The organism is Erythrobacter epiphyticus, from assembly GCF_034653295.1.
Lineage (GTDB): Bacteria > Pseudomonadota > Alphaproteobacteria > Sphingomonadales > Sphingomonadaceae > Erythrobacter.
The window spans coordinates 191,583-215,866 of record NZ_JAYEEU010000009.1 but is presented as its reverse complement, the minus strand read 5'-3'; the positions used below and the strand labels follow the sequence as shown (position 1 = coordinate 215,866).

24 protein-coding genes are annotated in these 24,284 nt (G+C 63.1%); 13 read left to right on the top strand and 11 right to left on the bottom strand.

Annotated features, from left to right (window positions below):
- The first annotated feature begins 8 nt into the window (after nt 1–8).
- The 6 genes from SOQ14_RS11910 (at nt 9) to SOQ14_RS11885 (ending at nt 4,995) form a co-directional block, all read left to right on the top strand.
- Nucleotides 9–701, top strand: coding sequence for a ComF family protein (locus SOQ14_RS11910; RefSeq protein ID WP_322898339.1), 693 nt, complete (start codon nt 9–11; stop codon nt 699–701).
- Nucleotides 702–1,089: 388 nt separating this feature from the next.
- A complete protein-coding gene (gene hisI, locus SOQ14_RS11905; protein WP_322898338.1) occupies nt 1,090–1,491 on the top strand; it encodes a phosphoribosyl-AMP cyclohydrolase in 402 nt (133 codons plus the stop codon).
- 32 nt (nt 1,492–1,523) lie between these two features.
- Nucleotides 1,524–1,994 (top strand): MerR family transcriptional regulator, encoded by a 471-nt coding sequence (locus tag SOQ14_RS11900; protein ID WP_322898337.1) that lies wholly within the window; start codon nt 1,524–1,526, stop codon nt 1,992–1,994.
- Between the two features lie 44 nt (nt 1,995–2,038).
- Nucleotides 2,039–3,844, top strand: a complete 1,806-nt coding sequence (locus SOQ14_RS11895) for an acyl-CoA dehydrogenase C-terminal domain-containing protein (RefSeq protein ID WP_322898336.1) — start codon at nt 2,039–2,041, stop codon at nt 3,842–3,844.
- A gap of 150 nt (nt 3,845–3,994) precedes the next feature.
- Nucleotides 3,995–4,444, top strand: coding sequence for a YiiD C-terminal domain-containing protein (locus SOQ14_RS11890; protein WP_322898335.1), 450 nt, complete (start codon nt 3,995–3,997; stop codon nt 4,442–4,444).
- Nucleotides 4,441–4,995, top strand: a complete 555-nt coding sequence (locus SOQ14_RS11885) for a TetR/AcrR family transcriptional regulator (protein WP_322898334.1) — start codon at nt 4,441–4,443, stop codon at nt 4,993–4,995. The genes SOQ14_RS11890 and SOQ14_RS11885 overlap by 4 nt, the downstream gene beginning before the upstream one ends.
- Here the strand turns inward: SOQ14_RS11885 and SOQ14_RS11880 are convergent.
- The 5 genes from SOQ14_RS11880 to tyrS all read right to left on the bottom strand — a co-directional run bounded on the left by SOQ14_RS11880 (nt 4,992) and on the right by tyrS (nt 10,523).
- The gene (locus SOQ14_RS11880; protein ID WP_322898333.1) at nt 4,992–6,497 is read right to left on the bottom strand and encodes a M20/M25/M40 family metallo-hydrolase; all 1,506 of its coding nucleotides are present in this window, start codon (nt 6,495–6,497) and stop codon (nt 4,992–4,994) included. The two genes, SOQ14_RS11885 and SOQ14_RS11880, sit on opposite strands and share 4 nt — an antisense overlap.
- Nucleotides 6,498–6,567: 70 nt before the next feature.
- A complete protein-coding gene (cysK, locus tag SOQ14_RS11875) occupies nt 6,568–7,488 on the bottom strand; it encodes a cysteine synthase A (protein ID WP_322898332.1) in 921 nt (306 codons plus the stop codon).
- Nucleotide 7,489: 1 nt separating this feature from the next.
- Nucleotides 7,490–8,791: an MFS transporter gene (locus SOQ14_RS11870; RefSeq protein WP_416232763.1), complete on the bottom strand. Its 1,302-nt coding sequence runs from the start codon at nt 8,789–8,791 to the stop codon at nt 7,490–7,492.
- 75 nt (nt 8,792–8,866) lie between these two features.
- On the bottom strand, nt 8,867–9,205 hold the full coding sequence (locus SOQ14_RS11865; RefSeq protein WP_322898330.1) for a PilZ domain-containing protein: 339 nt from the start codon (nt 9,203–9,205) through the stop codon (nt 8,867–8,869).
- Nucleotides 9,206–9,293: 88 nt separating this feature from the next.
- A complete protein-coding gene (gene tyrS, locus SOQ14_RS11860) occupies nt 9,294–10,523 on the bottom strand; it encodes a tyrosine--tRNA ligase (RefSeq protein WP_322898329.1) in 1,230 nt (409 codons plus the stop codon).
- Between the two features lie 78 nt (nt 10,524–10,601).
- Here tyrS and SOQ14_RS11855 point away from each other — a divergent pair, with 78 nt between their 5' ends.
- The gene (locus tag SOQ14_RS11855; protein WP_322898328.1) at nt 10,602–11,117 is read left to right on the top strand and encodes a DOMON-like domain-containing protein; all 516 of its coding nucleotides are present in this window, start codon (nt 10,602–10,604) and stop codon (nt 11,115–11,117) included.
- Here SOQ14_RS11855 and SOQ14_RS11850 read toward each other — a convergent pair.
- Nucleotides 11,114–11,617, bottom strand: a complete 504-nt coding sequence (locus tag SOQ14_RS11850; RefSeq protein WP_322898327.1) for a TspO/MBR family protein — start codon at nt 11,615–11,617, stop codon at nt 11,114–11,116. The two genes, SOQ14_RS11855 and SOQ14_RS11850, sit on opposite strands and share 4 nt — an antisense overlap.
- Before the next feature lie 70 nt (nt 11,618–11,687).
- On the opposite strand from SOQ14_RS11850, the gene SOQ14_RS11845 reads away from it, so the two are divergent.
- Complete coding sequence (locus SOQ14_RS11845) at nt 11,688–12,890, top strand: exo-beta-N-acetylmuramidase NamZ family protein (RefSeq protein ID WP_322898326.1); 1,203 nt, start codon at nt 11,688–11,690, stop codon at nt 12,888–12,890.
- A gap of 64 nt (nt 12,891–12,954) precedes the next feature.
- Nucleotides 12,955–14,247, top strand: coding sequence for a spinster family MFS transporter (locus SOQ14_RS11840; protein WP_322898325.1), 1,293 nt, complete (start codon nt 12,955–12,957; stop codon nt 14,245–14,247).
- Here SOQ14_RS11840 and SOQ14_RS11835 read toward each other — a convergent pair.
- Both SOQ14_RS11835 and SOQ14_RS11830 read right to left on the bottom strand, forming a co-directional pair.
- The gene (locus SOQ14_RS11835; RefSeq protein ID WP_416232759.1) at nt 14,235–15,092 is read right to left on the bottom strand and encodes a DUF817 domain-containing protein; all 858 of its coding nucleotides are present in this window, start codon (nt 15,090–15,092) and stop codon (nt 14,235–14,237) included. The genes SOQ14_RS11840 and SOQ14_RS11835 overlap by 13 nt on opposite strands.
- Nucleotides 15,093–16,277 carry a vWA domain-containing protein gene (locus tag SOQ14_RS11830; RefSeq protein ID WP_322898324.1) on the bottom strand — a complete coding sequence of 395 codons (1,185 nt, stop codon included), beginning with the start codon at nt 16,275–16,277 and terminating at the stop codon, nt 15,093–15,095.
- 136 nt (nt 16,278–16,413) lie between these two features.
- On the opposite strand from SOQ14_RS11830, the gene SOQ14_RS11825 reads away from it, so the two are divergent.
- Nucleotides 16,414–17,814 carry a methyl-accepting chemotaxis protein gene (locus SOQ14_RS11825; RefSeq protein ID WP_322898323.1) on the top strand — a complete coding sequence of 467 codons (1,401 nt, stop codon included), beginning with the start codon at nt 16,414–16,416 and terminating at the stop codon, nt 17,812–17,814.
- 21 nt (nt 17,815–17,835) lie between these two features.
- Here the strand turns inward: SOQ14_RS11825 and SOQ14_RS11820 are convergent, their stop codons facing one another.
- From SOQ14_RS11820 to SOQ14_RS11810, 3 genes are all read right to left on the bottom strand, one after another.
- Nucleotides 17,836–18,696, bottom strand: coding sequence for an AAA family ATPase (locus SOQ14_RS11820; protein ID WP_322898322.1), 861 nt, complete (start codon nt 18,694–18,696; stop codon nt 17,836–17,838).
- A 97-nt stretch (nt 18,697–18,793) separates the two neighbouring features.
- The gene (gene parE / locus SOQ14_RS11815; protein ID WP_322898321.1) at nt 18,794–20,785 is read right to left on the bottom strand and encodes a DNA topoisomerase IV subunit B; all 1,992 of its coding nucleotides are present in this window, start codon (nt 20,783–20,785) and stop codon (nt 18,794–18,796) included.
- A gap of 72 nt (nt 20,786–20,857) precedes the next feature.
- On the bottom strand, nt 20,858–21,994 hold the full coding sequence (locus tag SOQ14_RS11810; protein ID WP_322898320.1) for a penicillin-binding protein activator: 1,137 nt from the start codon (nt 21,992–21,994) through the stop codon (nt 20,858–20,860).
- Between the two features lie 101 nt (nt 21,995–22,095).
- Between SOQ14_RS11810 and rsmI the strand changes: the two genes are divergently transcribed.
- The 3 genes from rsmI to gshB are packed head-to-tail and all read left to right on the top strand — an operon-like array spanning nt 22,096 to nt 24,282.
- Nucleotides 22,096–22,956, top strand: a complete 861-nt coding sequence (gene rsmI, locus SOQ14_RS11805) for a 16S rRNA (cytidine(1402)-2'-O)-methyltransferase (protein ID WP_322898319.1) — start codon at nt 22,096–22,098, stop codon at nt 22,954–22,956.
- Entirely contained in the window at nt 22,953–23,309 is a 357-nt protein-coding gene (locus SOQ14_RS11800; protein WP_322898318.1) for a YraN family protein, read from the top strand. Before rsmI ends, SOQ14_RS11800 begins: the two co-directional genes overlap by 4 nt.
- 10 nt (nt 23,310–23,319) lie before the next feature.
- Nucleotides 23,320–24,282: a glutathione synthase gene (gshB, locus tag SOQ14_RS11795; protein ID WP_322898317.1), complete on the top strand. Its 963-nt coding sequence runs from the start codon at nt 23,320–23,322 to the stop codon at nt 24,280–24,282.
- The last annotated feature ends 2 nt before the right edge of the window (nt 24,283–24,284 follow it).

Genomic DNA, 24,284 nt, shown 5'->3' with positions numbered 1-24,284 from the left:
CTGGCAGCATGCACTTCGGGTCGCACCTTGCCGAAGGGCTGAAGCCGCTGGTGGACTTTGTCTACCCGCCGCGTTGCCCGCTTTGCGGCGCCGCTTTGGCGCGGCAGGGCGGCTTGTGCGCCGATTGCTGGGGCACGCTCGCCTTTCCCGAAGAGCCTGCCGAGAATGCCGGTGTCATGCCGGTGATGGCGGCAACGCTGTATAATGACACCTCGCGCCAGTTGGTGCTCAATCTCAAGCATGGGCGCAAGATCGCGCTGGCTGGGTTGATGGGGCGGCTGATGGCCGCGCGGCTGCCCGATCCCTTGCCAGATTTGCCTGTGCCGCTGTTGATCCCCGTGCCGCTGCATCGTTGGCGACTATGGCACCGCGGGTTCAACCAGGCCGCGTTGCTGGCGCGCGAACTGGCGCAGGCGGGCAAGGGCGATTTGCTGGTGGATGGTCTTGTGCGCCAAACCCGCACGCCAAGCCTTGGCGGGTTGGGGCGCGCGGCGCGGGCCGCCGCGCTTGCTGGCGCGATTACAGTGTCACCAAGACATGCTGCCAGAATCGCCGGGCGCGCGGTGGTGGTGGTTGATGATGTGCTGACCAGCGGGGCGACCACGCAGGCCTGTGTCCGCGCCTTGGACGCAGCGGGCGCGGCCAGCGTCGCCATTGTGTGCTTTGCCCTCGTGGCGGACTCGTCCGGCCGAACAGAATGAAAGCGAAGCCCCAAAACACAACGCCCGGGGCCATGAAGACCCCGGGCGCCACGTGACGAAGCGGTGAGGATCCGCTCTTTCGAGCTCAGGCTGCCACCCCCTAAATGGGCAACCAGGATCCGATCCCTCATCGTTCGGTCGTTCGTTCGCACTGGCACCCCGCTGCCAGCCTGCGTTACGACCGCCCCCTGAACTCTTCTGAATGTCGCCAGCGAGGCCGGCGACGAAAAATTCCGGTGGTGAACCTCGAAAGGCTCGGGTTGTTTCTTTCACTCCTGTTACGCTTGCGGAAGATGAATTTTCATTCAGGATGGTTTTTTCACCCCTTCTGTTGTCAGTCTGCAACATTCGCAGCATTTGCAGACTTTACCCTTAGCCGGACCAAGCCATGAACGAGACGCCCCTTTCCCCCGAAGAGCGCGAACAGGGAACGCGCTTTGCCCCCGTGTTCGATCCCGTCACCGGTCTGTTGACCGCCGTGGTGGTGGACGCGGCAAGCGGTGCGGTGCTGGTGGTGGCGCATATGAACCGCGATGCGCTGGCCGCGACTCTGGCCAGCGGAAACGTTACCTTCTGGTCGCGCTCGCGCGGGCGCTTGTGGATGAAGGGGGAAACCTCGGGCAACGTGCTCAAGGTTGCTGAGGTTCTGGTCGATTGCGATCAGGATGCGCTGGTGATTCGCGCCGTGCCTGCCGGGCCGACCTGCCACACCGGGGCAACGAGCTGCTTTTACCGGCGAGTCGAGCAAGGGGGCGAGGGGCAGCCTGTTCTCGTAAAGGTCAAGACTTGACGCTCACGTAAAGGGAAGGTATCAGCGGCGGCATGGCTACCGCACCTGTGAACCCGCCCGCGATCGATCCTGCGAATGAACACCGCCGCACCGGCGCGCATCTTGATCGGCCTGACAAGCACGCCCGCGAACAGTTCACCATTTCCGATCTCACCTCGGAATTCGGCTGCACCGCCCGTGCTTTGCGCTTCTACGAAGATGAAGGCCTGATCAGTCCGGCGCGGGTCGGACTGACCCGCGTCTATTCGAAGCGCGATCGTGCGCGGCTTGCCTGGATCATGCGCGCCAAGAATGTCGGGTTCAGCCTCACCGAAATCCGCGAGATGATCGATCTCTACGATCTCGATGATGGCCGCGTCGAGCAGCGGCGTGTCACGATTGAGAAATGCCGCGCGCACATTGCCAAGCTCAAGGCGCAGCGCGCCGATATTGATTCCTCGATCAAGGAATTGACGGATTTTGTCGCCGAGATCGAGCAGCTCGAATTGGGCCAGACCCGATAGCAACCTCCAACCCACTGCCTGAAATCACTGAAGGGATCTGAGTGATGCCGACCTACACCGCCCCCACCCGCGACACGCGCTTCATCGTCAACGAGCTGCTTGATCTGGCAAGCTACGGCAATCTGCCGGGCTTCGAGAACGCCACGCCGGACATGATCGACACGGTGATCAACGAGGCGGGCAAGTTCTGTGCCGAAGTGCTCGCGCCGATCAATCAGGCGGGTGATGAGCATGGCTGCACCCGTCATGATGATGGTTCGGTGACGACTCCGCCGGGTTTCAAGGAAGCCTATCAGGCCTATGTCGAAAGCGGGTGGGGCACGCTCGCCCAGCCCGAAGAGTTCGGCGGGCAGGGCCTGCCGCATGTGCTCGGCTTTGTGCTGGAGGAATATACCGGCACCGCCAATCAGGCCTTTGCGATGTATCCCGGCCTCACCGCCGGGGCGATCTCGGCGATCCTCGCCAAGGGTTCAGACGAGCAGAAGGCGATGTATGTCCCCAAGATGATCTCGGGCGAATGGTCGGGCACCATGAACCTGACCGAACCGCATTGCGGCACGGATCTTGGCATGATCCGCACCAAGGCCGTGCCGAATGGTGATGGCTCCTACGCGATCACCGGCACCAAGATCTTCATCTCCGCTGGCGAGCATGATCTCACCAGCAACATCATCCACCTTGTGCTGGCCAAGACCCCGGGCGCGCCCGACAGCACCAAGGGCATTTCGCTGTTCATCGTGCCCAAGTTCATTCTCGACGAGAATGGCAATCCGGCCGAGCGCAACGGTGTGTCCTGCGGCTCGATCGAAAAGAAGATGGGCATCCACGGCAACGCGACCTGCCTGCTCAACTACGACGGGGCCAAGGGCTGGATGGTCGGCGAGGAGAACAAGGGTCTTGCCGCGATGTTCATCATGATGAACGCGGCACGCCTTGGCGTCGGTATCCAGGGCTATGCCCAGGCCGAAGTCGCTTATCAGAACGCGGTGACCTATGCGCTTGATCGCCGTCAGGGCCGCGCGCTGGCGGGCCCGGCCGAGCCGGAGGCGAAAGCCGATCCGATCTTCGTGCACCCCGATGTGCGCCGCATGCTGATGGACGCCAAGGTCTTCACCGAAGCCATGCGGGCGCTGTGCCTGTGGGGCGCGCTGCAAGTCGATCTGACGCACAAGGCACAAACCCCGGAAGAGCGCGAGACCGCGGATCTGCTGATCGGGCTGATGACCCCGGTGATCAAGGGCTACGGCACCGACAAGGGCTATGACATCGCCACCAACATGCAGCAGGTCTATGGCGGCCACGGCTATGTCCGCGAATGGGGCATGGAGCAGTTCGTGCGCGATAGCCGCATCGCGATGATCTACGAAGGCACCAATGGCGTGCAGGCGATGGACCTGTGCGGGCGCAAGCTGGCTGCCGGTGGTGGCAAGGCGATCCAGTTGTTCTTCGCGATGATCGATGAGGAAATCGCCGCGGCCAAGCAGGTCGATGCGCTGAAGGCGATTGCCGAGCGGCTCGAAAAGGCGCTGGGCGAGCAGAAGGCGGCGACCATGTGGTTCATGCAGAACGCCATGGCCAATCCCAACCACCTCGGCGCGGGCGCGCATCACTACATGCACATCATGGGCATTGTGACGCTCGGCTTCTTCTGGCTGAAGATGGCCAAGGTTGCGCTCAGCAAGCTGGCGGGCGAGCCCGAGGACAAGGCGTTCTACGAAGCCAAGCTGGTGTCAGCAAATTACTATTCCGAACGCTTCCTGCCGGATGCGGGCGCGCTGCGCCGCAAGCTCGAAGCAGGCAGCGAATACATGATGAAGCTGCCGGCGGAGGCCTTCGCGACCGCCGCCTGATCGACGTTCCGATTTGAACACAAAAATGGGTCGCCCCGCTTCTGGCAGGGCGGCTCTTTCCGTTTGTGACACATCGAGCGGGTGCGATTGACAGGCGCGCTCGGGCCTGCGATCAGTATTTATCCATTGGATAATTATGAGGTCGAAACGATGTCCCTGTTTGAACTGATCCGCACCCAGCTTGCCACCAGCGTGCCTTTTGCCAGTCATGTCGGGGTGGAAATCACCGAAGTGTCCGATGGCCGCGCCACCGCCAGGCTTGCCCAGGCGCCCACCACCATCAATCACATCGGCACGCAGCACGCAGGTGCGCTCTTTACTTTGGGTGAAGCCGCATCGGGCGCGGTCATGGCCGGGAGCTTCGCGCAGCGCCTCGCCAGCGTCAGACCCGTCGCGGGCGCGGCCGAGATTCGTTACCTCCGCATCGCCAAAGGCACTATCACGGCCCAAGGCACGCTGTCCCGCGAGGCGGCTGAGTTGACCGCGCTCCTCGATGCCGAAGGCAAGGTCGCCTTTGACGTTGACGTATCGCTGCGCGATGAAGCGGGCGAGGAGGTTGCGGTCATGAAAGTCGCCTGGCACCTGAAAAAGCTGACGTGAGTAGTCGCGCGTCCTATCGCCACGGCGATGTGCGCAGCGAAACCATCGCGCTCGTCCTCGATCTGATCGAGGAGGTGGGTGAGCAGGGCATCACCATGCGCGCGCTCGCGCAGCACATTGGTGTTGCCCACCGCACGCTGCACCATCATTTCACCGACCGCGAAGGCTTGCTCCGCGAAGTCGGCGCACAGGGCTTCGCCTTGCTTGCTGCCGCGCTCGAAGCCCCCGATGAACCTGTCGCCTTTGTCGAGACATACCTGCGTTTCGGCCTCGCCCGCCCGCAGCTCTATGCGCTCATGATGCGGCAGCGTGCCGAAGCCGGGGAGGCGAGTGCCAACCTTGCCATGGAGCGCAACCGGGTGATCGCGCGCGCCCTAGCGGTGCTTGCGCCCGGCGAGAGGGATACCGATACAGCGCGCCGACGGGTGATGCGCACATGGATGATGTTGCACGGCGGGCTCTTGCTCAATGCCGCCGGCACGCTTGTTGCCCGCGAGCCTGAGCAATTTGTGGGTGAAATGCTCAGGATCGTGGGACTGGCCGAAGCCTAGCGCGCTGCCTCTTCAGCCAGCACGTAGAGGTAATCGACATAGGCCATGGTTGCCTCGTCGAGGCCATAGACCTTGGGATCGCTGCTTTCGATCAGGAACCACTCGTTCGGCGCATGGGCACCGCCTCCGCGCCCGAGCCCGAATTGCGAGGCGGGCAGGTTGAGCGGCGCGCCGTTGAACACGACGCCCGGCCAGCTCCCCGCGTTGCGCGGACGGATGGTGTAGGCAATGCCCTTCTCCTCGAACATCCGCTTCTGCGCGCGGATCAGCACCGAATCCTCGGCGGTTTCATTGGGGCCATAGCCGCCCGAAACCGTCACCTGCACATCATCGAAGCCGCGCTTGGCGAGGTGCGCCTTGAGCTTGGAAACAGCTTCGGCTTTGGTCATCTTGGGAACCAGTCGGAATTCGAGCTTGGCCTCGGCGCGGCCCGGCAGCACTGTCTTGCCGCCTTCACCGGTGTAGCCCGCAACGAGGCCCTGGATGTTGACAGTGGGCTGCGAGTAGAAGCGTTCAAGGCTCGTCTGGTAGTCCTCGTCACCGATCCATTTGCCAACGCCAAGCAGTGCCTTTTCCTGCTTCTCGCGCTCGGGGTTTGCGGCCTGTGCAATAAGTTCCTTTTGCCGCGCGGTCAGCGGCTGCACATTCTCGAACCAGCCATCGATTGCTGGCGTGTGGCCATCATCCGCCACCAAGGTGTCGAGCGCCTTCACCAGCCGCCACGCCGGGCTTTCGATCCGCGCATGGTTGGACGAGTGGACATCGGTCTTGGGATATTTGTCCGAGGTCTCGCCGCCCACCACCAGCTGGAATTCCACCGCGCCTTTGGCACCCAGCGTGATCTCGGCGCTGCCATCGCGGTTCTGGTTCGCGGCGGGGATGAAGACGCCCATGGTCTTCGCCAACGCCGCTTGAACTTCGGGCACGGCGATGACCTGGTCAAAGTGTGTCGAGGCGACTTCTTCCTCGCCCTCGGCCACCAGCACGATGTTGACGGGAAGCTTGCGCCCGCTGGCGTGGATCGCCTTGATCGCGGCGAGAAAGGCCATTTGCGGACCCTTCTGGTTGACGACACCGCGCCCGACCATGCTGACCCCTTCGCCGGGCCGTTCGACCAACCGCCCTTCGAGCGGCGGCGCATTCCATTCCGCCGGATCAAACTGCTTCACATCATACATGAAGTAGATGCCAAGCGTGGTCGGCGCCCCTTGATCGAGTGTCGCGAACACGGCGGGCACGCCATCGGTCGGAATGATCTTGGCCTGCTGGAAGCCTGCATCAAGCGCCAGTTGGCGCATATATTCTGCGCCTTCGGGGGTGCCACGCTTTTCCGCGGCGATGGTGGGCAGGGCGATCCAGTCACGCAGCGCCTTGATGGTGGCCTCATGCTGCTGATCGACCTTGGCCGCGATCACATCGCGCTGCGGCGTCTCAGCCGCCAACGGCGCGGCCATCAGGGCAATTGCCGCGACCATGCTCAAGCCTGCCAAATCTCGTTTCATGCTGTGTCTCCCTGTTTTCCTGCCGGGAGACGTATCAGGCAGACGCGGTTTGGCAATGTCCCGCGCGCGTTTACTCCACCGGCAGGAAATCCGGCACCGAAAGGTAGCGCTCGCCCGTATCGTAATTGAAGCCGAGCACCCGGCTGCCCGCCGGCAGTTCCGGCAATTTGCGCGCGATCGCCGCGAGCGTTGCGCCCGAGGAAATGCCAACGAGCATCCCTTCCTCGCAAGCGGCGCGGCGGGCCATCTCCTTGGCCTCGTCCGCATCGACCGCAATCGCGCCGTCAATCGCGGCGGTGTGGAGATTGCCGGGGATGAACCCTGCGCCAATCCCCTGGATCGGGTGTGGGCCGGGCTGGCCACCATTGATGACCGGCGACAGAGCGGGCTCGACACCATAGGCCTTCAGGCCCGGCCAATGCTTTTTCAGCGCTTCGGCGCAGCCTGTCAGGTGGCCGCCGGTGCCGACCCCGGTGATCATCACATCAATCGGGCTATCGGCAAAATCGGCGAGGATTTCCTGCGCGGTGGTGCGGGCGTGCACGGCGGGGTTGGCGGCATTGTCGAACTGGCTCGGCATCCATGCGCCGGGGGTGGTGTTCACCAGCTCTTCTGCGCGTTCGATCGCACCGCGCATGCCTTTCTCGCGCGCGGTCAGATCAAAGCTTGCACCGTAGGCCAGCATCAGTCGCCGCCGTTCCACCGACATGGATTCGGGCATGACCAGCACCAGCTTGTAGCCCTTGACCGCGGCAACCATCGCAAGGCCGATCCCGGTGTTGCCGCTGGTTGGCTCGACAATCGTGCCGCCGGGCTTGAGCAAGCCGCGCGCCTCGGCATCCTCGACCATGGCAAGCGCGATGCGATCCTTGATCGAACCGCCGGGATTGGCGCGCTCGGACTTCACCCAGACCTCGTGGTCGGGGAACATCCGGGCAAGGCGAATGTGCGGGGTGTTGCCAATCGTGGCTAAGATGCTGTCGGCTTTCATGTCAGGCCTCCTGAGAGTGGGTCTTGCGGGAAGGGTGTAGCAGTTCCGGCGGCGGATCGAAGGTCCTGGTGGTGCGCAGCACCGGAAACAGGCGGCTCCACACTGCGACGGTGATGATCGCGCCGACTCCGCCCGCCACCACGGCGGCGACCGGCCCGATCAGGAAGGCGAGACTGCCGGAGAAGAAATCGCCGCCTTCGTTGGATGCGCTGATGGTAAGCTGGCTCACCGAGGATACCCGCCCGCGCTTGTCATCCGGGGTGTGGAGCTGGATCAGCGATTGGCGGATATAGACGCTGAACATGTCCGCCGCCCCGACGATGAACAACATGGCCAGGCTGAGTGGCAGCGATGTGGATACCCCGAAGATGATGGTGGCCACGCCAAATACCGCGACCGACCACAGCATCTTGGGGCCGACATGGCTATCAATCGGACGCCACGAAAACCATGCGGCTGTCACCAGCGCGCCGACTCCGGGCGCGGCGGCCAACAGGGCGAGGCCCAGCTCGCCGCTTTGCAGGATGTCGCGGGCATAGACCGGAAAAAGCGCGGTGGCTCCGGCCAGAAACACGGCGAACAGATCCAGCGTGATCGTGCCGAGCACCATCTTGTTGCGCACCACATAAGCGAGCCCGTCGAGGATCTGGCCAATCGGGCGCACATCCTTGCGCAAGGCGGGTTGTTCGACCGTGCCGATCATCCCGAAGGCGATGAGCGTGATAGCCAGCAGCGCTGTGGCGACTGCATAGGGCAGGGCGGGGGCCACGCCATACAGCACGCCGCCGATGGCAGGCCCGGCAATCGTGCCTGCCTGCCACGCGATCGAGGAAAGCGCGATGGCCGTGGGCAAGATCGCCTTGGGCACCAGATTGGGCGCCAGCGCCGAGAGCGCTGGCCCTGAAAAACAGCGCGCAATCCCCAGCAGGGCGGCGACAGCAAACAACACACCCGGCGTGATCGAACCGCTGAACGTGGTGAGCGCGAGCACGCTGGCGCAGAGCAATTGCACTGCCACCATCGCTTGCCCAAGCCGGCGGCGATCAAACCGGTCGGCTGCCAATCCGGAAAAGGGGGTCAGCACGAAGACCGGCAGGAATTGGAACAGCCCGATAAGCGCCAGTTGTCCCGAGGCTTGCGCCACGCTCATTCCGGCATCGCGCGCGATGTTGTAGGTCTGCCAGCCAATGATCAGCAGCATGGCATACTGCGCCAGCGTCATCGCCAGGCGACCGATGAAGTAGCAGCGGAAATTGTGCACCCGCAGCGGATGCTGCCGGGGCTCTGAGGATGGTTCGTGCACAGTCACACCGCTGCCATGGCAGGCAGGCGCGGCGATGCCAAGCGAGCTAAACTATCGGGGGCTGGCAGCCCGGCTTCAGCGGTGACGGCGCAGCCGCGGATTGGGCTGCAAGCGATCGAGAATCTCGTCCATTGCATCAAAGCGGATGATGCGTTCGAACTGGAAGCCGGCGCGGGTATCAGCGGTCCAGATCACGTAGGCCTCGATCCGGCCGACCACGGGCAGGCGGATCATCACGCGATCACCCCGCTGCAAGGCGGGCGCATCGTCGATCATGAACCCATGCGCCGAGAGATTCCGAATATGCAGTTCGAGATCACCCTGTGTGAGATGCTCGACAACAGCCCGATAATTCACCGGATGGCGCGTTGCGCGCCGCAAGTCGGTTACGCTGAGATTGGCTCCCGCAGACACGGCCCGCGCTCCTCCTTATGAAATCGCGAGATGTGTAAGTGCCAGCAAAAGGCTGACATTTGGTAAAGCCGGGTACGGAAAAAAGCACTCAACCCGTGATAAGTGCGTGTTTTTTCTTGCCGAGGCTGAGTCGCAGGGTCTCACCCGTAGCAGGCTGGATCAGGTGCATGGGATCATGGATGATCGCCCCGTCCAGCTTGACCGCGCCTTCTGCCAGCTTGCGCTTGGCCTCGCCGTTGGAAGCGGTAAAGCCAAGCTCGGTCAGAGCAGCGGCAATCCGCACGCCATCCGGCCCGGCGACGAGGCTTGGCAAATCCTCACCCGCGCCGTTCCCGGCAAAGGTCTCGCGCGCGGTCGCCTCGGCCTTGCTGGCGGCATCGCGGCCGCGCACCAGCGCGGTGACTTCATTGGCCAGCACGATCTTGGCGGCGTTGATTTCGGCGCCCTCCAGGCTTTCAAGCCGGGCGATTTCTTCGAGCGGCAGATCGGTAAACAGGCGCAGGAACTTGCCGACATCGCGATCATCGGTGTTGCGCCAATATTGCCAGAAATCCCACGAGGGCAGGGCATCTTCATTAAGCCACACTGCGCCCGCCGCGGTCTTGCCCATCTTGGCACCATCTGCCGTCGTGAGCAGCGGGGTGGTGACGCCAAACACCTCGACCCCGTCCATCCGGCGGGTCAATTCGATGCCGTTGACGATGTTGCCCCACTGATCGCTGCCGCCCATCTGCAAGCGGCAGCCATAGCGCTGCGACAGCTCCCGGAAATCATAGGCTTGCAGGATCATGTAGTTGAATTCGAGGAAACTGAGCGATTGTTCGCGATCAAGCCGCTGCTTGACCGAATCAAAGCTCAGCATCCGGTTGACCGAGAAATGCTGGCCGACTTCGCGCAGGAAGGGGATGTATTCGAGCGCGTCGAGCCATTCGGCATTGTCGACCATGATCGCATCGCTCGGCCCGTCACCAAAGGTGAGAAAGCGATCGAAAATGCGGCGGATCGAGGCGACGTTCTCGGCGATCTTATCGGTTGTGAGCAGGCTGCGGGCTTCGTCGCGCAAGCTCGGATCGCCGATCTTCCCGGTGCCACCGCCCATCACCACGATCGGCTTGTGCCCGGCCTGTTGCAGGCGGCGCAGCAGCATGATCTGCACCATCGAACCAACATGCAGCGACGGTGCGGTCGGATCAAAGCCGATATAGCCGGGCACGATCTGCTTGGTCGCCAGCGCATCAAGCGCGGCGGCATCGGTCATCTGGTGGATATAGCCGCGTTCGTCCAGCAGGCGCAGCAAGGCAGATTCGTAAGTGCTCATAGGGGCGGGCCTGTAACAGTGTGGGCAGGCGAGGTGAAGTGTCTTGCCCTCGGGCGGGGCAAGCGGCATCACACTGCCATGCAACCCCTGATGCTTCATGTCGCCTGCGATCTCGGCCCTATCCGCGCTGTCACTGCGCAAATCCGTGCAACCGAAAGCGGTTGTGAGGCAGAGTTCAGACTCGATGGCAAGATTGATCGCATTGTCGTGCCCGAGGCCGCGCCGCCGCTGCGCACCGATAATCTGTGGCAGACAACCTGCTTCGAAATTTTCTGGCAGCCGATCGGCGGCACCTATTACCGCGAATTCAATCTCTCGCCCTCAACCCGGTGGGCGGCCTATGATTTCGATGCCTTCCGCGAAGGAATGCGCGATGCATCGGTCGAGCGCGTCGATATCACCTGCGTCCACGATCGTGATGAGCTGGTGCTGAAGGCGCAGATCGCCGCCGAGCTGCCCGCGCCTGCGCAGGTCGCGCTCAATGCGATTGTCGATCACGGCGATGGCACCCTGCAATTCTGGGCGCTTGCCTTCCCGCCGGGCAAGCCCGAGTTCCACTCCGAAGCCTGCCGTCAATGGATCGTTGAGCGTTAATCCGTCGCCGGCATGATCCGGCCGCGGAACGGCGCATTGAGCTGCACGATCTTGAGATTGAGGATGAAGGCGAAGCTGACCCAGGCGAAATAGGGAACCAGCAGCCATCCGGCAAAGCTCGATCCGGTCAGGCGCGGCACGCCCAGCAGCAAGGCTGCCACCGAAAGCCACAGCAGCGCATTTTCCGCCAGCGCCCAATCCGGCCGCTGCAAGTGGAAGAACAGCGGTGACCACAGGAAGTGCAGCACGAAATTCATCGCGAACAGCGCGCTGATGATCGCCAAGGCCTCGGGCGAAGGCGCGGCTGTGATGGCGATGTAGAAACTCCAGCCCGCAAGACCGAGGATCACCGTCCATGCCGGGCCAAACAGCCAATCAGGCGGCTGCCAGCGCGGTTTGCGCAGGGCGCGATACCAGCTGCCGATTGTGGTGAGCGCACCGCCCGCACCACTCAGCGTAAGCGTCCATGCGATCGCAATCAGCGCGGGGGTCCATTCCATCATCACCATATGGGGACGATCGGCGCGATTGCCATTGCCTTTGCGTGATTGCTCATCCAACCCTGCGAACATGAAGTTCGGAATTGATTGCCTCCTCACCGATCCTGCCTTGCTTCGCCAGCTGGACAGCCGCCGCGTCGCGCTGATCGCACACCCGGCGAGCGTGACAGCGCAGCTCGATCACAGCCTTGATGCGCTGATCGGGGCGGGGGTGAACATCACCAGTGCCTTTGGCCCGCAGCACGGCTTGAAGGGCGACAAGCAGGACAACATGATCGAGACCGCGGACGAGATCGATCCCCGTTACGGCATCCCGATCTTCTCGCTTTACGGCGAGGTGCGGCGGCCGACCGCACAGATGATGGCGAGCGCAGATGTGTTCCTGTTCGATCTTCAGGATCTCGGCTGCCGGATCTACACCTTCGTCACCACACTGCTCTACTTGCTCGAAGAGGCAGCGAAGCACAGCAAGGAAGTGTGGGTGCTGGATCGGCCCAATCCCGCCGGGCGTCCGGTCGAAGGCACCTTGCTGGTGCCAGGGCAGGAAAGCTTTGTCGGCGCGGCGGCCATGCCGATGCGCCATGGGCTGACAATGGGCGAAATGGGCCACTGGTTCATTCGGCATTTCGGCCTTGATGTCGCCTACAAGGTGGTGGCGATGGAGGGCTGGCGCCCTGATGATTCGGATGGGTATGGCTGGCCAGCATCGCGCATCTGGATCAATCCATCGCCGAACGCCGCCAATCTCAACATGGCGCGCAGCTATGCGGGCACCGTGATGATCGAAGGCACCACGCTGTCAGAGGGGCGTGGCACCACCCGTCCGCTCGAAGTGCTGTTCGGCGCGCCCGATGTGGCGGCGGGCGGCGTGCTCAAGGTGATGCGCCAGCTTGCACCGGAATGGCTGGCGGGCTGTGCCTTGCGCGAATGCTGGTTCGAACCGACTTTCCACAAGCACGCAGGAACCTTGTGTAACGCCCTGATGATCCACGCTGAAGGTGGCTTTTATGGGCACGACGCTTTCCGCCCGTGGCGGTTGCAGGCGCTCGCGTTCAAGGCGATCCGTGTGCTTTATCCCGATTATCCGATCTGGCGCGATTTCCCTTACGAATACGAGCGTGATCGGCTGGCGATTGACGTCATCAATGGCGGGTCTGCGCTGCGCCGATGGGTTGATGACAGCGCGGCGACGCCGCACGATCTTGACGTCATGGCGTCACAGGATGAAGCGGCTTGGATCGCCGATGTCCGCGACGTGCTGCTTTACGGCTGAGCCCCAAGGCCAGACAGATCATAAGATGCGGCGCCAAAGCCGCCGGTGAGGGGAGAGAGATATCATGGCAACCACCGCGGGCAGCATGCCCGGCACCCGTTCGGTCAGGGTGACGCTATGGATTCTGCTGATCGTCTACATCTTCAATTTTATCGACCGGCAGATCGTCAATATCCTCGCCGAGCCGATTGCCCGCGATCTCAAGCTTTCCGACACCCAGATTGGCTTGATGACCGGGCTGGCCTTCGCGTTGTTCTACACCGTGCTCGGCATACCGATCGCACGCTTTGCTGATCGCGCCACGACGAGCCGCCCGAAACTGATCGCGGTGGCGCTTGGCCTGTGGTCGGCGATGACCGCGCTGTGCGGGCTGGCGCAGAATTTCGTGCAACTCCTGCTGGCGCGCATCGGTGTGGGCGTGGGCGAGGCGGGCTGCACGCCGCCAGCCCATTCGCTGATCAGCGATATGGTTCCGCCGGCAAAGCGATCGTCAGCGCTGGCGTTTTATTCGCTGGGAATTCCTATCGGCACGCTGATGGGCATGATCATTGGCGGCACGCTGGCTGATCTGATGAGCTGGCGCGAGGCTTTCGTGATTGTCGGCCTGCCGGGCGTGGCGCTGGCGCTGGTGGTGTGGTTCGTTCTCAAAGACCCGCGTCAGGCGGATGCGGCAGCAATCCTGCGCGGGCAAAGCCAGCCCGCCGCGCTCCCGCTGGGGCAGGCCGTTGCCGAAGTGATGCGTTCGCGCGCCTTTGTGCTGCTGCTCTGCGCGGGCTCTGCCGCGGCGTTCCTGTCTTACGGCAAGACCACATGGACGACGATCTTTTTCCAGCGCACCCATGATCTGACCCCGGGACAGGTGGGCCTGTGGTTCGGGCTGATCGGCGGGCTCGGCGGGATGCTTGGCACGTGGCTCGGCGGTTATCTGGCGGATCGCTTTGGCGCGAAGAACCGGCGCCATGTGTTGAGCGCACCTGCCATCGGAATGGCGCTGGCGGTGCCGCTGGCGCTGGCGGCCTATCACGCGCCAAGCTGGCCGCTCGCACTGGTGCTGCTATTCGTGCCGACCGTGATGAATTCCTTCTATTACGGGCCGACCTATTCCGCCGCGCAAGGGCTTGTCCCGCTGCGCGCCCGCGCGATTGCGGCAGCCACGCTGCTGTTCTTCCAGAACCTGATCGGGCTGGGGCTGGGGCCGCTGTTCTTCGGGATGCTGTCGGACTGGTTGCAACCGGCCTATGGCGCCGAAAGCGTGCGCTATGTGCTCTACGGTGCGGCGCTGCTCGGACTGGTGCCGGCGTTCTTCTTCTGGCGCTGCGGGCTGCGGCTCAATGAGGAGCTCGATCAGAAAGGCTGATCGGGTTCTTTCACGGGTTGCACCAGCGTCACCAGCACGAAGCTGATCAGCATCAGCAGATACCAGCTGCCATATTTGGCGAGGCTGACCATCTGCCACTCTTTCTCCTGCCCCGGATAGTTCCAGGCATTGGCGAAGGTGGCGATATTCTCGGCAAACCAGATGAACAGTGCAACGAGCCCGAAGCCGACCAGCAGCGGCATCCAGCGGTGCGCGCGCCAGTTCCTGAAGTGCACGCGGGTCCGCCAGAAGATCACTGCCGTGGCGGCAAACAGGCCCCAGCGGATGTCGATGGTGTAGTGGTGAGTGAAGAAGTTGATGTAGATCGCCGCCGCCAGCAGCCATGTCATCCAAGCGGGAGGGTAGCCGGAGAAGCGGAAATCGAAGATCCGCCAAACCCGCGCAATGTAGCTCCCCACGGCGGCATACATGAAGCCCGAGAACAGCGGCACAGCCCCGATGTGGAGCACGCTCGCTTCAGGGTAGGTCCATGATCCGGCCTGCGTCTTGAACAGTTCCATCACCGTGCCGACAACGTGGAAGATGAGGATGACGCGCGCCTCGCGCCATGTCTCGAGCCGGAAGGCGAGCATCCCGGCCTGAATGGCGATGGCAGCGAACGTCAGGAAATCATAGCGGTGGAGCGGCGCGCTGTCGGGGTAGAATAGGTGCGTGCCCAGCAGCAGCACGAGCAGCAGGCCACCGAACAGGCAAGCCCAGCCTTGCTTGAAACCGAACAGCAGGAATTCATAGACCCACAGCCGCCACCCCGCGCCGGGATCGAAGGCTTCGAGCCGGAGGCGGACGGCTTCGAAGCGGGTGTGGCGAATGTCAGGCTGAGGCAATCAAGCCCCGTGCTTCCGGCTCAGCTCCCGCATCGCGGCATCGAGCCCTTCGAGCGTCAGCGGATACATCCGGTCATTGACCAGCTGCTTGATCATCTTGGTCGACTGCGAATAGTTCCACTGCTTTTCCGGCACAGGGTTGAGCCACACGGTGGCGGGGTAGGTGTTGGTCACCCGCTGGAGCCACACCGCGCCCGCCTCTTCGTTCATGTGCTCGACCGAGCCGCCCGGATGGGTGATTTCGTAGGGGCTCATCGCGGCATCGCCCACGAACACGATCTTGTAATCGTGCCCGTATTTGTGGAGCACGTCCCAGGTCTTGGTGCGTTCCTGCCAGCGGCGCTTGTTGTCCTTCCACACGCCTTCGTAAAGGCAGTTATGGAAGTAAAAAAATTCAAGGTTCTTGAACTCTGCCGTGGCGGCGCTGAACAATTCCTCGACCAGCTTGATGAAGGGATCCATCGACCCGCCAACATCGAGGAACAGCAGCAGTTTCACCGCATTGCGGCGTTCGGCGCGCATATGAATATCGAGCCAGCCCTGCTTGGCGGTGCCGGCAATGGTGGCATCAAGATCAAGCTGATCCTGCGCGCCTTCGCGGGCGAAGCGCCGCAAGCGGCGCAGCGCCATCTTGATGTTGCGGGTGCCCAGTTCCTTGGTGTTGTCGAGGTTCTTGAACTCGCGCTTTTCCCACACCTTGATCGCGCGGCCGTGCTTGCTCTCCCCGCCGATCCGCACGCCTTCGGGATTGTAGCCCGAATTGCCGAAGGGCGAGGTGCCGCCGGTGCCGATCCACTTGTTGCCGCCCTGATGGCGCTTTTCCTGTTCTTCGAGCCGCTTCTTGAGCGTCTCCATGATCTCGTCCCAATCGCCGAGGGATTTGATCTTCTCCATCTCCTCGGGCGTGAGGAACTTTTCGGCGACGGCCTTCAGCCAATCTTCCGGGATATCGACGGGGTTCTGGCCGTAATCGGTCATGATCCCCTTGAACACCTTGTGGAACACCTGATCGAAGCGGTCGAGCAGGCCTTCATCCTTCACGAAGGTGGCGCGGGAGAGGTAATAAAACGCCTCGGGCGTCTGTTCGATCACGTCCTTGTCGAGCGCCTCCAGCAAGGTGAGGTGCTCCTTGAAGCTGGCCCCGATGCCAGCGGCGCGCAATTCGTCGACGAAATTGAAAAACATGGCCTGAGAGATAGCGCGCGCCGCAGCGCCTGACCAGAGCACAAACGCTGGCATTTCTGCGAGCAAAGCGATGCGGGCTTAACCGCGCGCTAACCATCGCGCTCTAAGTCCGGCGGGGACATAGGGGACTGCTGGAATGAAACCGATCTCGCTTGATACCGCCAATGCCTTCGCACTTGCGAAGATTCCGGAAAGCTGCGGGGCGGTGACAGTGGGCTGCACCGACGTTGCAGGCGTGGTGAAAGCGGTGATCCAGTCGTCCGAAACCCTGCGCGCCGAACATGATGCGCTGCGCGATACCGTGGCGGCGCTCGAAGCCGATCAATCCAAGGTGGCCGAAGCGAGCGATGAAGCGCGCCTGCTGTCAGAGCGCGCCATCGAACGCCTCAGCGAAGGCACCTCGCTGATCCAGTCCTCGCTGGCGCAGATCAACACCTTGCTCGAACTGGTCGACGCATTGGGCCAGCATGTGACGAGCTTTTCCGCGGCGATGGAACAAGTGCGGCGCAGCGCGCAGCATATTGATGATATTGCCGAGACGACGAATATTCTCGCGCTCAACGCCACGATCGAGGCGATGCGGGCAGGCGATGCGGGCCGCACCTTTGCGGTGGTGGCGAGCGAGGTGAAGAGCCTTGCCAGCGACACCCGCAAGGCGACCGAGGAAATCACCCAGACAATCCAGACGCTGGATGGCGAAGCCGGTGAAGTGATCGCCCGTATCGAAGCGGGAGCAAAGGCGAGCGATGCGGCCAAGGCTTCGGTCGCGCGGATTGAAACCACCATCACCAGTGTCGGCGCGCTGGTGGAAGAAGTCGACAAGCAGAATGATGTGATCGCCCGCGCCACGGCGACGATCAGCGATCATGTCGGCAAGGTGCAGGGTGTGCTCGTCAGCTTCGATGGTGCGGCGCGGCGCAACGAGGCGCAGCTCGATGGCGCCAAGGACCGCATGGAAGAGCTCGAAATGACCGCGAGCGAGATGTTCGATGGCATCGTCCAAGCCGGCTTGTCGCCCGAAGACAGCGCCATGGTGGTGCGCGCGCAGCAGCTTGCCGCCGAGCTTACTGTCCATACCGAAGCCGCGCTGGCGAGCGGCGCGCTCAGCATGGCTGATCTGTTCGATACAGATTATGAGCCGATCAGCGGATCAAACCCGCCGCGCTTCCGCACCCGGCTTTCGGATTGGGCGCACCGCGAATGGCGGCCCTTCCTCGATAGCGCCAAAGCGGGTGACAGCCGCGTGCTCGCCGCGGCCTGCACCGACATGAACGGCTTTCTGCCGACCCACCTGACCGAACGCTCGCGCATGCCGACCGGTGATCTCGCGCATGACACCAAATATTGCCGCAATGGCCGGATCATCCTCGCGCCGATTGATCGCAAGGCCAAGGCGAGCCAGGCCCCCTACATGATGGCGGTCTATCGCCAGGAAGGCGACGGGCAGAACTATCTGGTGGTGCGCAATGTCAATGTGCCGCTGGTGATCAATGGCCGCCGCTGGGGCGATTTCGAACTGGCCTACAGCTTCGATTGATCGCGATGCGCGCAGCAGCCCTTATGAAGGGTTGCGGCGCGCCATGAAGGCCAAGCGTTCGAACAGCATGATGTCCTGCTCGTTCTTGAGCAGCGCCCCGTGCAGCGGCGGGATCGCACTGTTGGGGTTGGCATCCTGCAACACCTCGAGCGGCATATCCTCGTTCAGCAGCAGCTTCAGCCAGTCGAGCAATTCGCTGGTCGAGGGCTTCTTCTTCAGCCCCGGCACTTCGCGCAGGTCGTAGAAGATATCCATCGCCTTCTTCACCAGCACCTTCTGGATGCCGGGGAAGTGGACGTCGATGATGTCCTGCATCGTCTCGCGGTCGGGGAACTTGATGTAGTGGAAGAAGCAGCGGCGCAGGAAAGCGTCGGGCAACTCCTTTTCGTTGTTCGAGGTGATGACGACGATCGGGCGTTCCTTGGCCTCGATCCGCTCCTGCGTTTCGTAGACGTCGAAGCTCATCCGATCGAGTTCCTGAAGCAGGTCGTTCGGGAACTCGATATCTGCCTTGTCGATCTCGTCGATCAGCAGCACCGGAAGCTGGGGCGAGGTGAAGGCTTCCCACAGCTTGCCCTTCTTGATGTAATTGCGGATGTCGTGGACGCGCTCTTCGCCCAACTGCCCATCGCGCAGGCGGGCCACGGCATCATATTCGTAGAGGCCCTGCTGGGCCTTGGTCGAGGATTTGATGTTCCATTCGATCAGCGGGGCATTGAGCGCCTTGGAAATCTCGTGCGCCAGCACGGTCTTGCCGGTGCCCGGTTCGCCCTTCACGAGCAGCGGACGGCGCAAGGTCACTGCCGCGTTGACCGCCACCTTGAGATCATCGGTGGCGATGTAATTGCTGGTGCCTTCAAAACGCTGCGGCTGATCGGTCATAAGTTTTCCTGTGAGACTGATTGGCGGTGGCGCCAGCGATAAGGGCGCCTGCGCCGGGGCGCAAGGCCTTCGCGCTGCATCATTTTGCCAGCGCGGATCACGCGTCGATCAGATCGCGATCAATCTCGCCCGCGCGGTTCTGGATGAAGTTGAAGCGGTGTTCGGGGTTACGGCCCATCAACTCGTCGACCAGCCGGGCGACACCGGCGCGCTGTTCGAATTCCTGCGGCAACGTGATGCGGATCAGGCTGCGGCTTTCGGGTGCCATGGTGGTTTCGCGCAATTGCTGCGGGTTCATTTCGCCAAGACCCTTGAAGCGCGACACTTCGACTTTTTTGCCCTTGAACACCGTGGCTTCCAGTTCGGCGCGGTGGGCATCATCGCGGGCATAGCGGCTCTCCTTGCCCGCAGTGAGACGGTAGAGCGGAGGCTGGGCAAGGAACAGGTGCCCGCGCCGCACGATTTCGGGCATTTCCTGGAAGAAGAAAGTCATCAGCAGCGTGGCGATATGTGCGCCGTCAACATCCGCATCGGTCATGATGATGATACGATCATAGCGCAGTTGATCGGCATCGCAGTCCTTGCGGGTGCCACAACCGAGCGCGAGTGCGAGATCGGCGATTTCGGAATTGGCGCGGATCTTGTCGGCGGTCGCGCTGGCGACGTTGAGGATCTTGCCGCGGATCGGCAGGATCGCCTGTGATTTGCGGTCACGTGCTTGCTTGGCGCTGCCCCCCGCGGAATCGCCTTCGACAATGAAGAGTTCGGTTTCGCGGCCACCTTCGCCCGAACAATCGGTGAGCTTGCCGGGCAGGCGCAGCTTCTTGGCGTTGGTCGCGGTTTTGCGCTTGATCTCGCGTTCCTGCTTGCGCTTCAGCCGCTCATCCATGCGCTCCATCACTTCGCCGAGCAGCGCCTTGCCGCGCTCCATATTGTCGGTGAGGAAGTGATCGAAATGATCGCGCATCGCGGCTTCGACAAGGCGCGCGGCTTCGGGCGAGGTCAGACGGTCCTTGGTCTGCGACTGGAACTGCGGATCGCGGATGAAGACCGACAGCATCACTTCCGCGCCGGTCATCACATCATCGGCCGTGATGTCCTTGGCCTTTTTCGCGCCGACCAGCTCGCCAAAGGCTCTGAGGCTGCGCGTCAGGGCCATGCGCAGGCCCTGCTCGTGCGTCCCGCCATCGGGGGTGGGCACGGTGTTGCAATACCAGCTTGTCGAGCCGTCGGAGTATAGCGGCCAGGCAATCGCCCATTCGGCGCGGCCGCGCGACTGGCCTTCTTCGTCGAGCGCGAAGTCCTGCCGCCCGGTGAAGGGCTGGGCGGTGACACATTCGCGCGCGCCGACCTGTTCGGCGAGGTGATCGGCCAGCCCGCCGGGGAATTTGAACACCGCTTCTTCGGGCACATCGGCGCTCGCCAAGGCGGGCGCGCATTTCCAGCGTATTTCTACCCCGGCAAACAGATAGGCCTTGGACCGCGCGAGTTTGAACAGGCGTGCGGGCTTGAACTGTTTGTCGCCGAAAATCTCGGGATCCGGAACGAAGCTCACCGTGGTTCCCCGCCGGTTCGGCGCTGCGCCGAGATGTTGCAACGGCCCCTGCGTGATCCCCGCCGAGAATTCCTGCGCGTAAAGCTGCCGCTCGCGCGCGACTTCGACGCGGGTTTGCACCGACAGCGCGTTGACCACGCTCACCCCGACGCCGTGCAAGCCGCCGCTGGTGGCGTAGGTCTTGCCCGAGAACTTGCCGCCCGAGTGCAGGGTGGAGAGGATCACTTCGAGCGTCGATTTGCCCGGGAACTTGGGATGTTCGTCAACCGGAATGCCGCGGCCATTATCGGAAATGATCAGCCGGTTGCCTTCTTCGAGCCGCATCTCGATGCGCGTGGCATGGCCCGCCACCGCTTCGTCCATCGCATTGTCGAGCACTTCAGCGGCGAGGTGGTGCAGCGCGCGGTCATCCGTCCCGCCGATATACATGCCGGGACGACGCCGCACCGGCTCCAGCCCTTCGAGCACTTCGATGGCTGAAGCGTTGTAATCGCCGCTTGATGCGGGCGTTCCGGCAAACAGATCGTCAGACATGCGCCTGATATAGGCGGTGGGGGATCGCTCTCACAAGTCGCCCTGGCGTCGATTGTGCCAGCGCCCGCGCGCTTATCCCCCAAAGCCTTGCGGGGCAGGATCGACTTCAACCACTTCGCGCCCGCGCACTTCGCGCACTTCGAGCGCCCGCTCGATCACGCCGCTGCGGCCGAAGCGGAAGGCGCCATCGACGCCAAGGAACCCGCCGGCATCATAAAGCTGGCTTTGCGGGAAATCGCTGCCGACCTTCCAGCTGCGCGCGACCCGCAAGGTCAGCAGCACGGCATCATAGCCGAGCGTCGCCACACGAGCAGGCTTGGCTCCGAAGCGCGCCTCGTAGCTTTCGGCAAAGCGGCGGAAGCGCTGGTCCGACACGGCGGAGAACATCGCCCCGTTGAGCGCGGGTGCGCCAGCCAGCGCAGCGTCACCCGACCACAGATCCGTGCCGAGGATCCGCGCCCGCGCGCCGCGCTGCAATTCGCCTGCGGCCTGCAACGACAGCCGCGCGCCATCAGCAATCAGCACGGTGTCATAGCCGCCCGCCGTGCGCAGCCGCGAAGCGGCGCCGACAATCGAGGTGTTGCCGCGGGTGTAGCTTTGCCGGGCGACCAGCGCGCCGCCGAGATCGCGTAGGGCATTTTCCAGCGCCGAGATCGAACGCTGGCCATAATCGCCTTCGGGTGCGAGCACGGCAAAGCGGTTTGATCCGCGGGTACGGGCAAATTGCACGGTGCGGCGGATCGATTGTTCGGGGATCTGGCCCATCACGAACACACTGCCGCCCGCAACGCTGGTATCATTGGAAAAGCTGATCGCCGGGATCTTGCTGCCCCGCGTCGCTTCGACCACGGCGGGCACGCTATCGGCAAGCAAGGGGCCAAGGATCAGCTTGTTGCCATCGGCTACCGCCTGCCGCGCCGCGACGCTCGCGCCCTTGGCGGTATCATAGGTGGTGATGCGCAGGTTGCTCGCATTGGTATCGAGCAGCGCCATCGTGGTGGCATTGGCAATGGTCTGGCCGATCGCGCCGGTCTCGCCGCTCATCGGCAGCAACAGCGCGATCCGGTGGCGGCCCTGATCGGCGGGCAGCGCCGTGGCGCTGGGTTCAGGCGTCGGCGCAGGCGGCGGCAGGGCAGGGGCCTTGGGAATGACCTGACACCCGGCCATCAGCATGGCGAGCCCTGCCAGCGTGACGTGACGACGGCTCATCATGCGAGCCTTCTGGTTGGGCGTTGCAGCCCGTGATTGCGACCAACCCATGCGCTTCATCCTTGCTCCCGTCAGGGCCTTGCGCCAAGGCTTGCATCGTGATGACACCAGCGCCCGCCGCAGACCAATCCCAGCCCCTCGAAAAAGGGCTCTATATTGTTGCGACCCCGATTGGCAATCTTGGCGACATCACACTGCGGGCAATTGACGTTCTGCGGCGGTCAGATGTGATTGCGTGCGAGGATACGCGGGTTACGGGCAAGCTGCTGAAGCATCTGGGCATTGCTGCCCGCCTGCAACGCCATGATGATCACGCTTCGGATGCGGCACGCGCGCGGCTGATCGCGCTGGCGCAGACACAGGCTGTTGCGCTGGTGAGCGATGCAGGCACACCGCTGATCTCCGATCCCGGCTACCGCTTGGTAAGCGAGGCGCGCGAGGCAGGCATTGCCATTACCACCATTCCCGGTGCCTGTGCGGCAATTGCCGGTTTGACGCTGGCGGGCCTGCCGAATGATCGGTTCCTGTTTGCCGGGTTCCTGCCGGTCAAGGACAAGGCGCGGGCTGATACCCTCACCGGGCTTGCCGGGGTGGAAGCCACGCTGATCTTCTACGAAACCGCGCCGCGGCTCGAACGCAGCTTGCGCGCGTTGGCCGAAATCTGGCCGACCCGCACGATGGCCGTGGCGCGCGAACTCACCAAGCTGCACGAGGAATGCCGCCGCGGGAGCGCGGCCGAGTTGGCCGCCCATTATGCCGCGCATCCGCCCAAGGGCGAGATCGTGCTGCTGGTCGGCCCGCCCGTCGCCGCCGAGGCGTGCGAGGATCTTGACAGCGATGCGCTGCTGCGCGCAGCGCTCGCCGAGATGAGCCCGGCCAAGGCAGCGGGTAAGGTGGCCAAGGCCACCGGGCTGGATCGCGCGGCACTTTATGCCCGCGCAGTGGAGCTCAAAGCCGGATGAGTCCGAAGCGCGAACGGGCCGAACAGCGCGGCCGCGAGGGCGAGGCCGAAGCTGCCATGTGGCTGGTCAACCAGGGCTGGCGCATCCTCGCCGAGCGCGTCAAAACCCCGCGCGGCGAGATTGATTTGATTGCCCGCAAAGGCGCGCTGGTGGCCTTTGTCGAAGTCAAATGGCGCGCCCATGCCGCCGCGCTTGCTGATGCGATAGACGAACGCAGGCTCACCCGTGTAGCGGCTGCCGCCGAGATCATTGCCTATGATTACGCCGCGCCGGATGATGATTTGCGCATTGACGTGATCCTGCTTGCACCGGGCTGCCCGCCCACCCACATCGAAAACGCCTACCAGCCTTGAGGAAGCCCCCATGACTCTTCGTGTCGCCGTCCAGATGGACCCCTTGGACAGCATCAAGATCGCCGGCGATTCCTCCTTCGCGCTGATGCTGGCGGCGCAGGCGCGCGGCTACACGGTCTATGAATACCACGTCGAGAGCCTGACGCTTGATGCCGATGATCGCCTGTTTGCCCATGCCTATCCGGTAACTGTCCAGCGGGTCGAAGGCGCGCATTTCACCCGGGGTGAACAAGTGCGGCTCGATCTCGGGGCAGATGTCGATGTCGTGCTGATGCGGCAGGACCCGCCGTTCCACATGGGCTACATCACCGCCACGCATATGCTCGAACGCATCCAGCACCAGACCTTGGTGGTGAATGATCCCGCCCAAGTCCGCAATGCGCCGGAAAAGGTGATGGTGCTCAATTACCGCCGCTTCATGCCGCCGACGCTGGTGACGCGCAGCGTCGACGAGGTGCGCCGCTTCATGGCGGAACATGGCGCGATTGTGGTGAAGCCGATCCACGGCAATGGCGGCAAGGCGATCTTCCGCGTGCCCGAAAATGGCGAGAACCTCACCGCGCTGTTCGAGGTGTTCAACCAGACCTGGCCGGAGCCGCATATGGTGCAGCCCTTCCTTCCCGAAGTGGCGACGGGCGACAAGCGGATCGTGCTGATCGATGGCGTGGTGGCAGGCGCGATCAACCGGATTCCGGGCGAGGGCGAATTCCGTTCCAACCTTGCGATGGGCGGGAGCGCACAGGCGACGCAGCTCACAGCGCGCGAAAAGGAAATCTGCGATGCGCTCGGCCCGGATCTGAAGCGGCTCGGCCTTACCTTCGTGGGGATCGATGTCATTGGCGGCCAATGGTTGACCGAAATCAACGTCACCTCTCCCACCGGGATTGTCGCGATTGATCGCTTCAACGGCACCGACACGCCGGGAATGATCTGGGACGCGATCGAGGCCCGCGTCGCGGCAATGCAGGCTTAGGG

Bases quoted from the DNA above. Each gene is read 5' to 3' on its own strand.
- parE (WP_322898321.1), bottom strand. From the start codon at position 20,785: ATGTCTGACGATCTGTTTGCCGGAACGCCCGCATCAAGCGGCGATTAC.
- rsmI (WP_322898319.1), top strand. From the start codon at position 22,096: ATGACACCAGCGCCCGCCGCAGACCAATCCCAGCCCCTCGAAAAAGGG.
- SOQ14_RS11800 (WP_322898318.1), top strand. From the start codon at position 22,953: ATGAGTCCGAAGCGCGAACGGGCCGAACAGCGCGGCCGCGAGGGCGAG.
- SOQ14_RS11810 (WP_322898320.1), bottom strand. From the start codon at position 21,994: ATGAGCCGTCGTCACGTCACGCTGGCAGGGCTCGCCATGCTGATGGCC.
- SOQ14_RS11855 (WP_322898328.1), top strand. From the start codon at position 10,602: ATGCAACCCCTGATGCTTCATGTCGCCTGCGATCTCGGCCCTATCCGC.
- gshB (WP_322898317.1), top strand. From the start codon at position 23,320: ATGACTCTTCGTGTCGCCGTCCAGATGGACCCCTTGGACAGCATCAAG.
- cysK (WP_322898332.1), bottom strand. From the start codon at position 7,488: ATGAAAGCCGACAGCATCTTAGCCACGATTGGCAACACCCCGCACATT.
- SOQ14_RS11890 (WP_322898335.1), top strand. From the start codon at position 3,995: ATGTCCCTGTTTGAACTGATCCGCACCCAGCTTGCCACCAGCGTGCCT.
- SOQ14_RS11840 (WP_322898325.1), top strand. From the start codon at position 12,955: ATGGCAACCACCGCGGGCAGCATGCCCGGCACCCGTTCGGTCAGGGTG.
- SOQ14_RS11880 (WP_322898333.1), bottom strand. From the start codon at position 6,497: ATGAAACGAGATTTGGCAGGCTTGAGCATGGTCGCGGCAATTGCCCTG.
- SOQ14_RS11830 (WP_322898324.1), bottom strand. From the start codon at position 16,277: ATGTTTTTCAATTTCGTCGACGAATTGCGCGCCGCTGGCATCGGGGCC.
- SOQ14_RS11900 (WP_322898337.1), top strand. From the start codon at position 1,524: ATGGCTACCGCACCTGTGAACCCGCCCGCGATCGATCCTGCGAATGAA.
- tyrS (WP_322898329.1), bottom strand. From the start codon at position 10,523: ATGAGCACTTACGAATCTGCCTTGCTGCGCCTGCTGGACGAACGCGGC.
- hisI (WP_322898338.1), top strand. From the start codon at position 1,090: ATGAACGAGACGCCCCTTTCCCCCGAAGAGCGCGAACAGGGAACGCGC.
- SOQ14_RS11845 (WP_322898326.1), top strand. From the start codon at position 11,688: ATGAAGTTCGGAATTGATTGCCTCCTCACCGATCCTGCCTTGCTTCGC.
- SOQ14_RS11820 (WP_322898322.1), bottom strand. From the start codon at position 18,696: ATGACCGATCAGCCGCAGCGTTTTGAAGGCACCAGCAATTACATCGCC.
- SOQ14_RS11895 (WP_322898336.1), top strand. From the start codon at position 2,039: ATGCCGACCTACACCGCCCCCACCCGCGACACGCGCTTCATCGTCAAC.
- SOQ14_RS11825 (WP_322898323.1), top strand. From the start codon at position 16,414: ATGAAACCGATCTCGCTTGATACCGCCAATGCCTTCGCACTTGCGAAG.
- SOQ14_RS11910 (WP_322898339.1), top strand. From the start codon at position 9: ATGCACTTCGGGTCGCACCTTGCCGAAGGGCTGAAGCCGCTGGTGGAC.
- SOQ14_RS11850 (WP_322898327.1), bottom strand. From the start codon at position 11,617: ATGGAATGGACCCCCGCGCTGATTGCGATCGCATGGACGCTTACGCTG.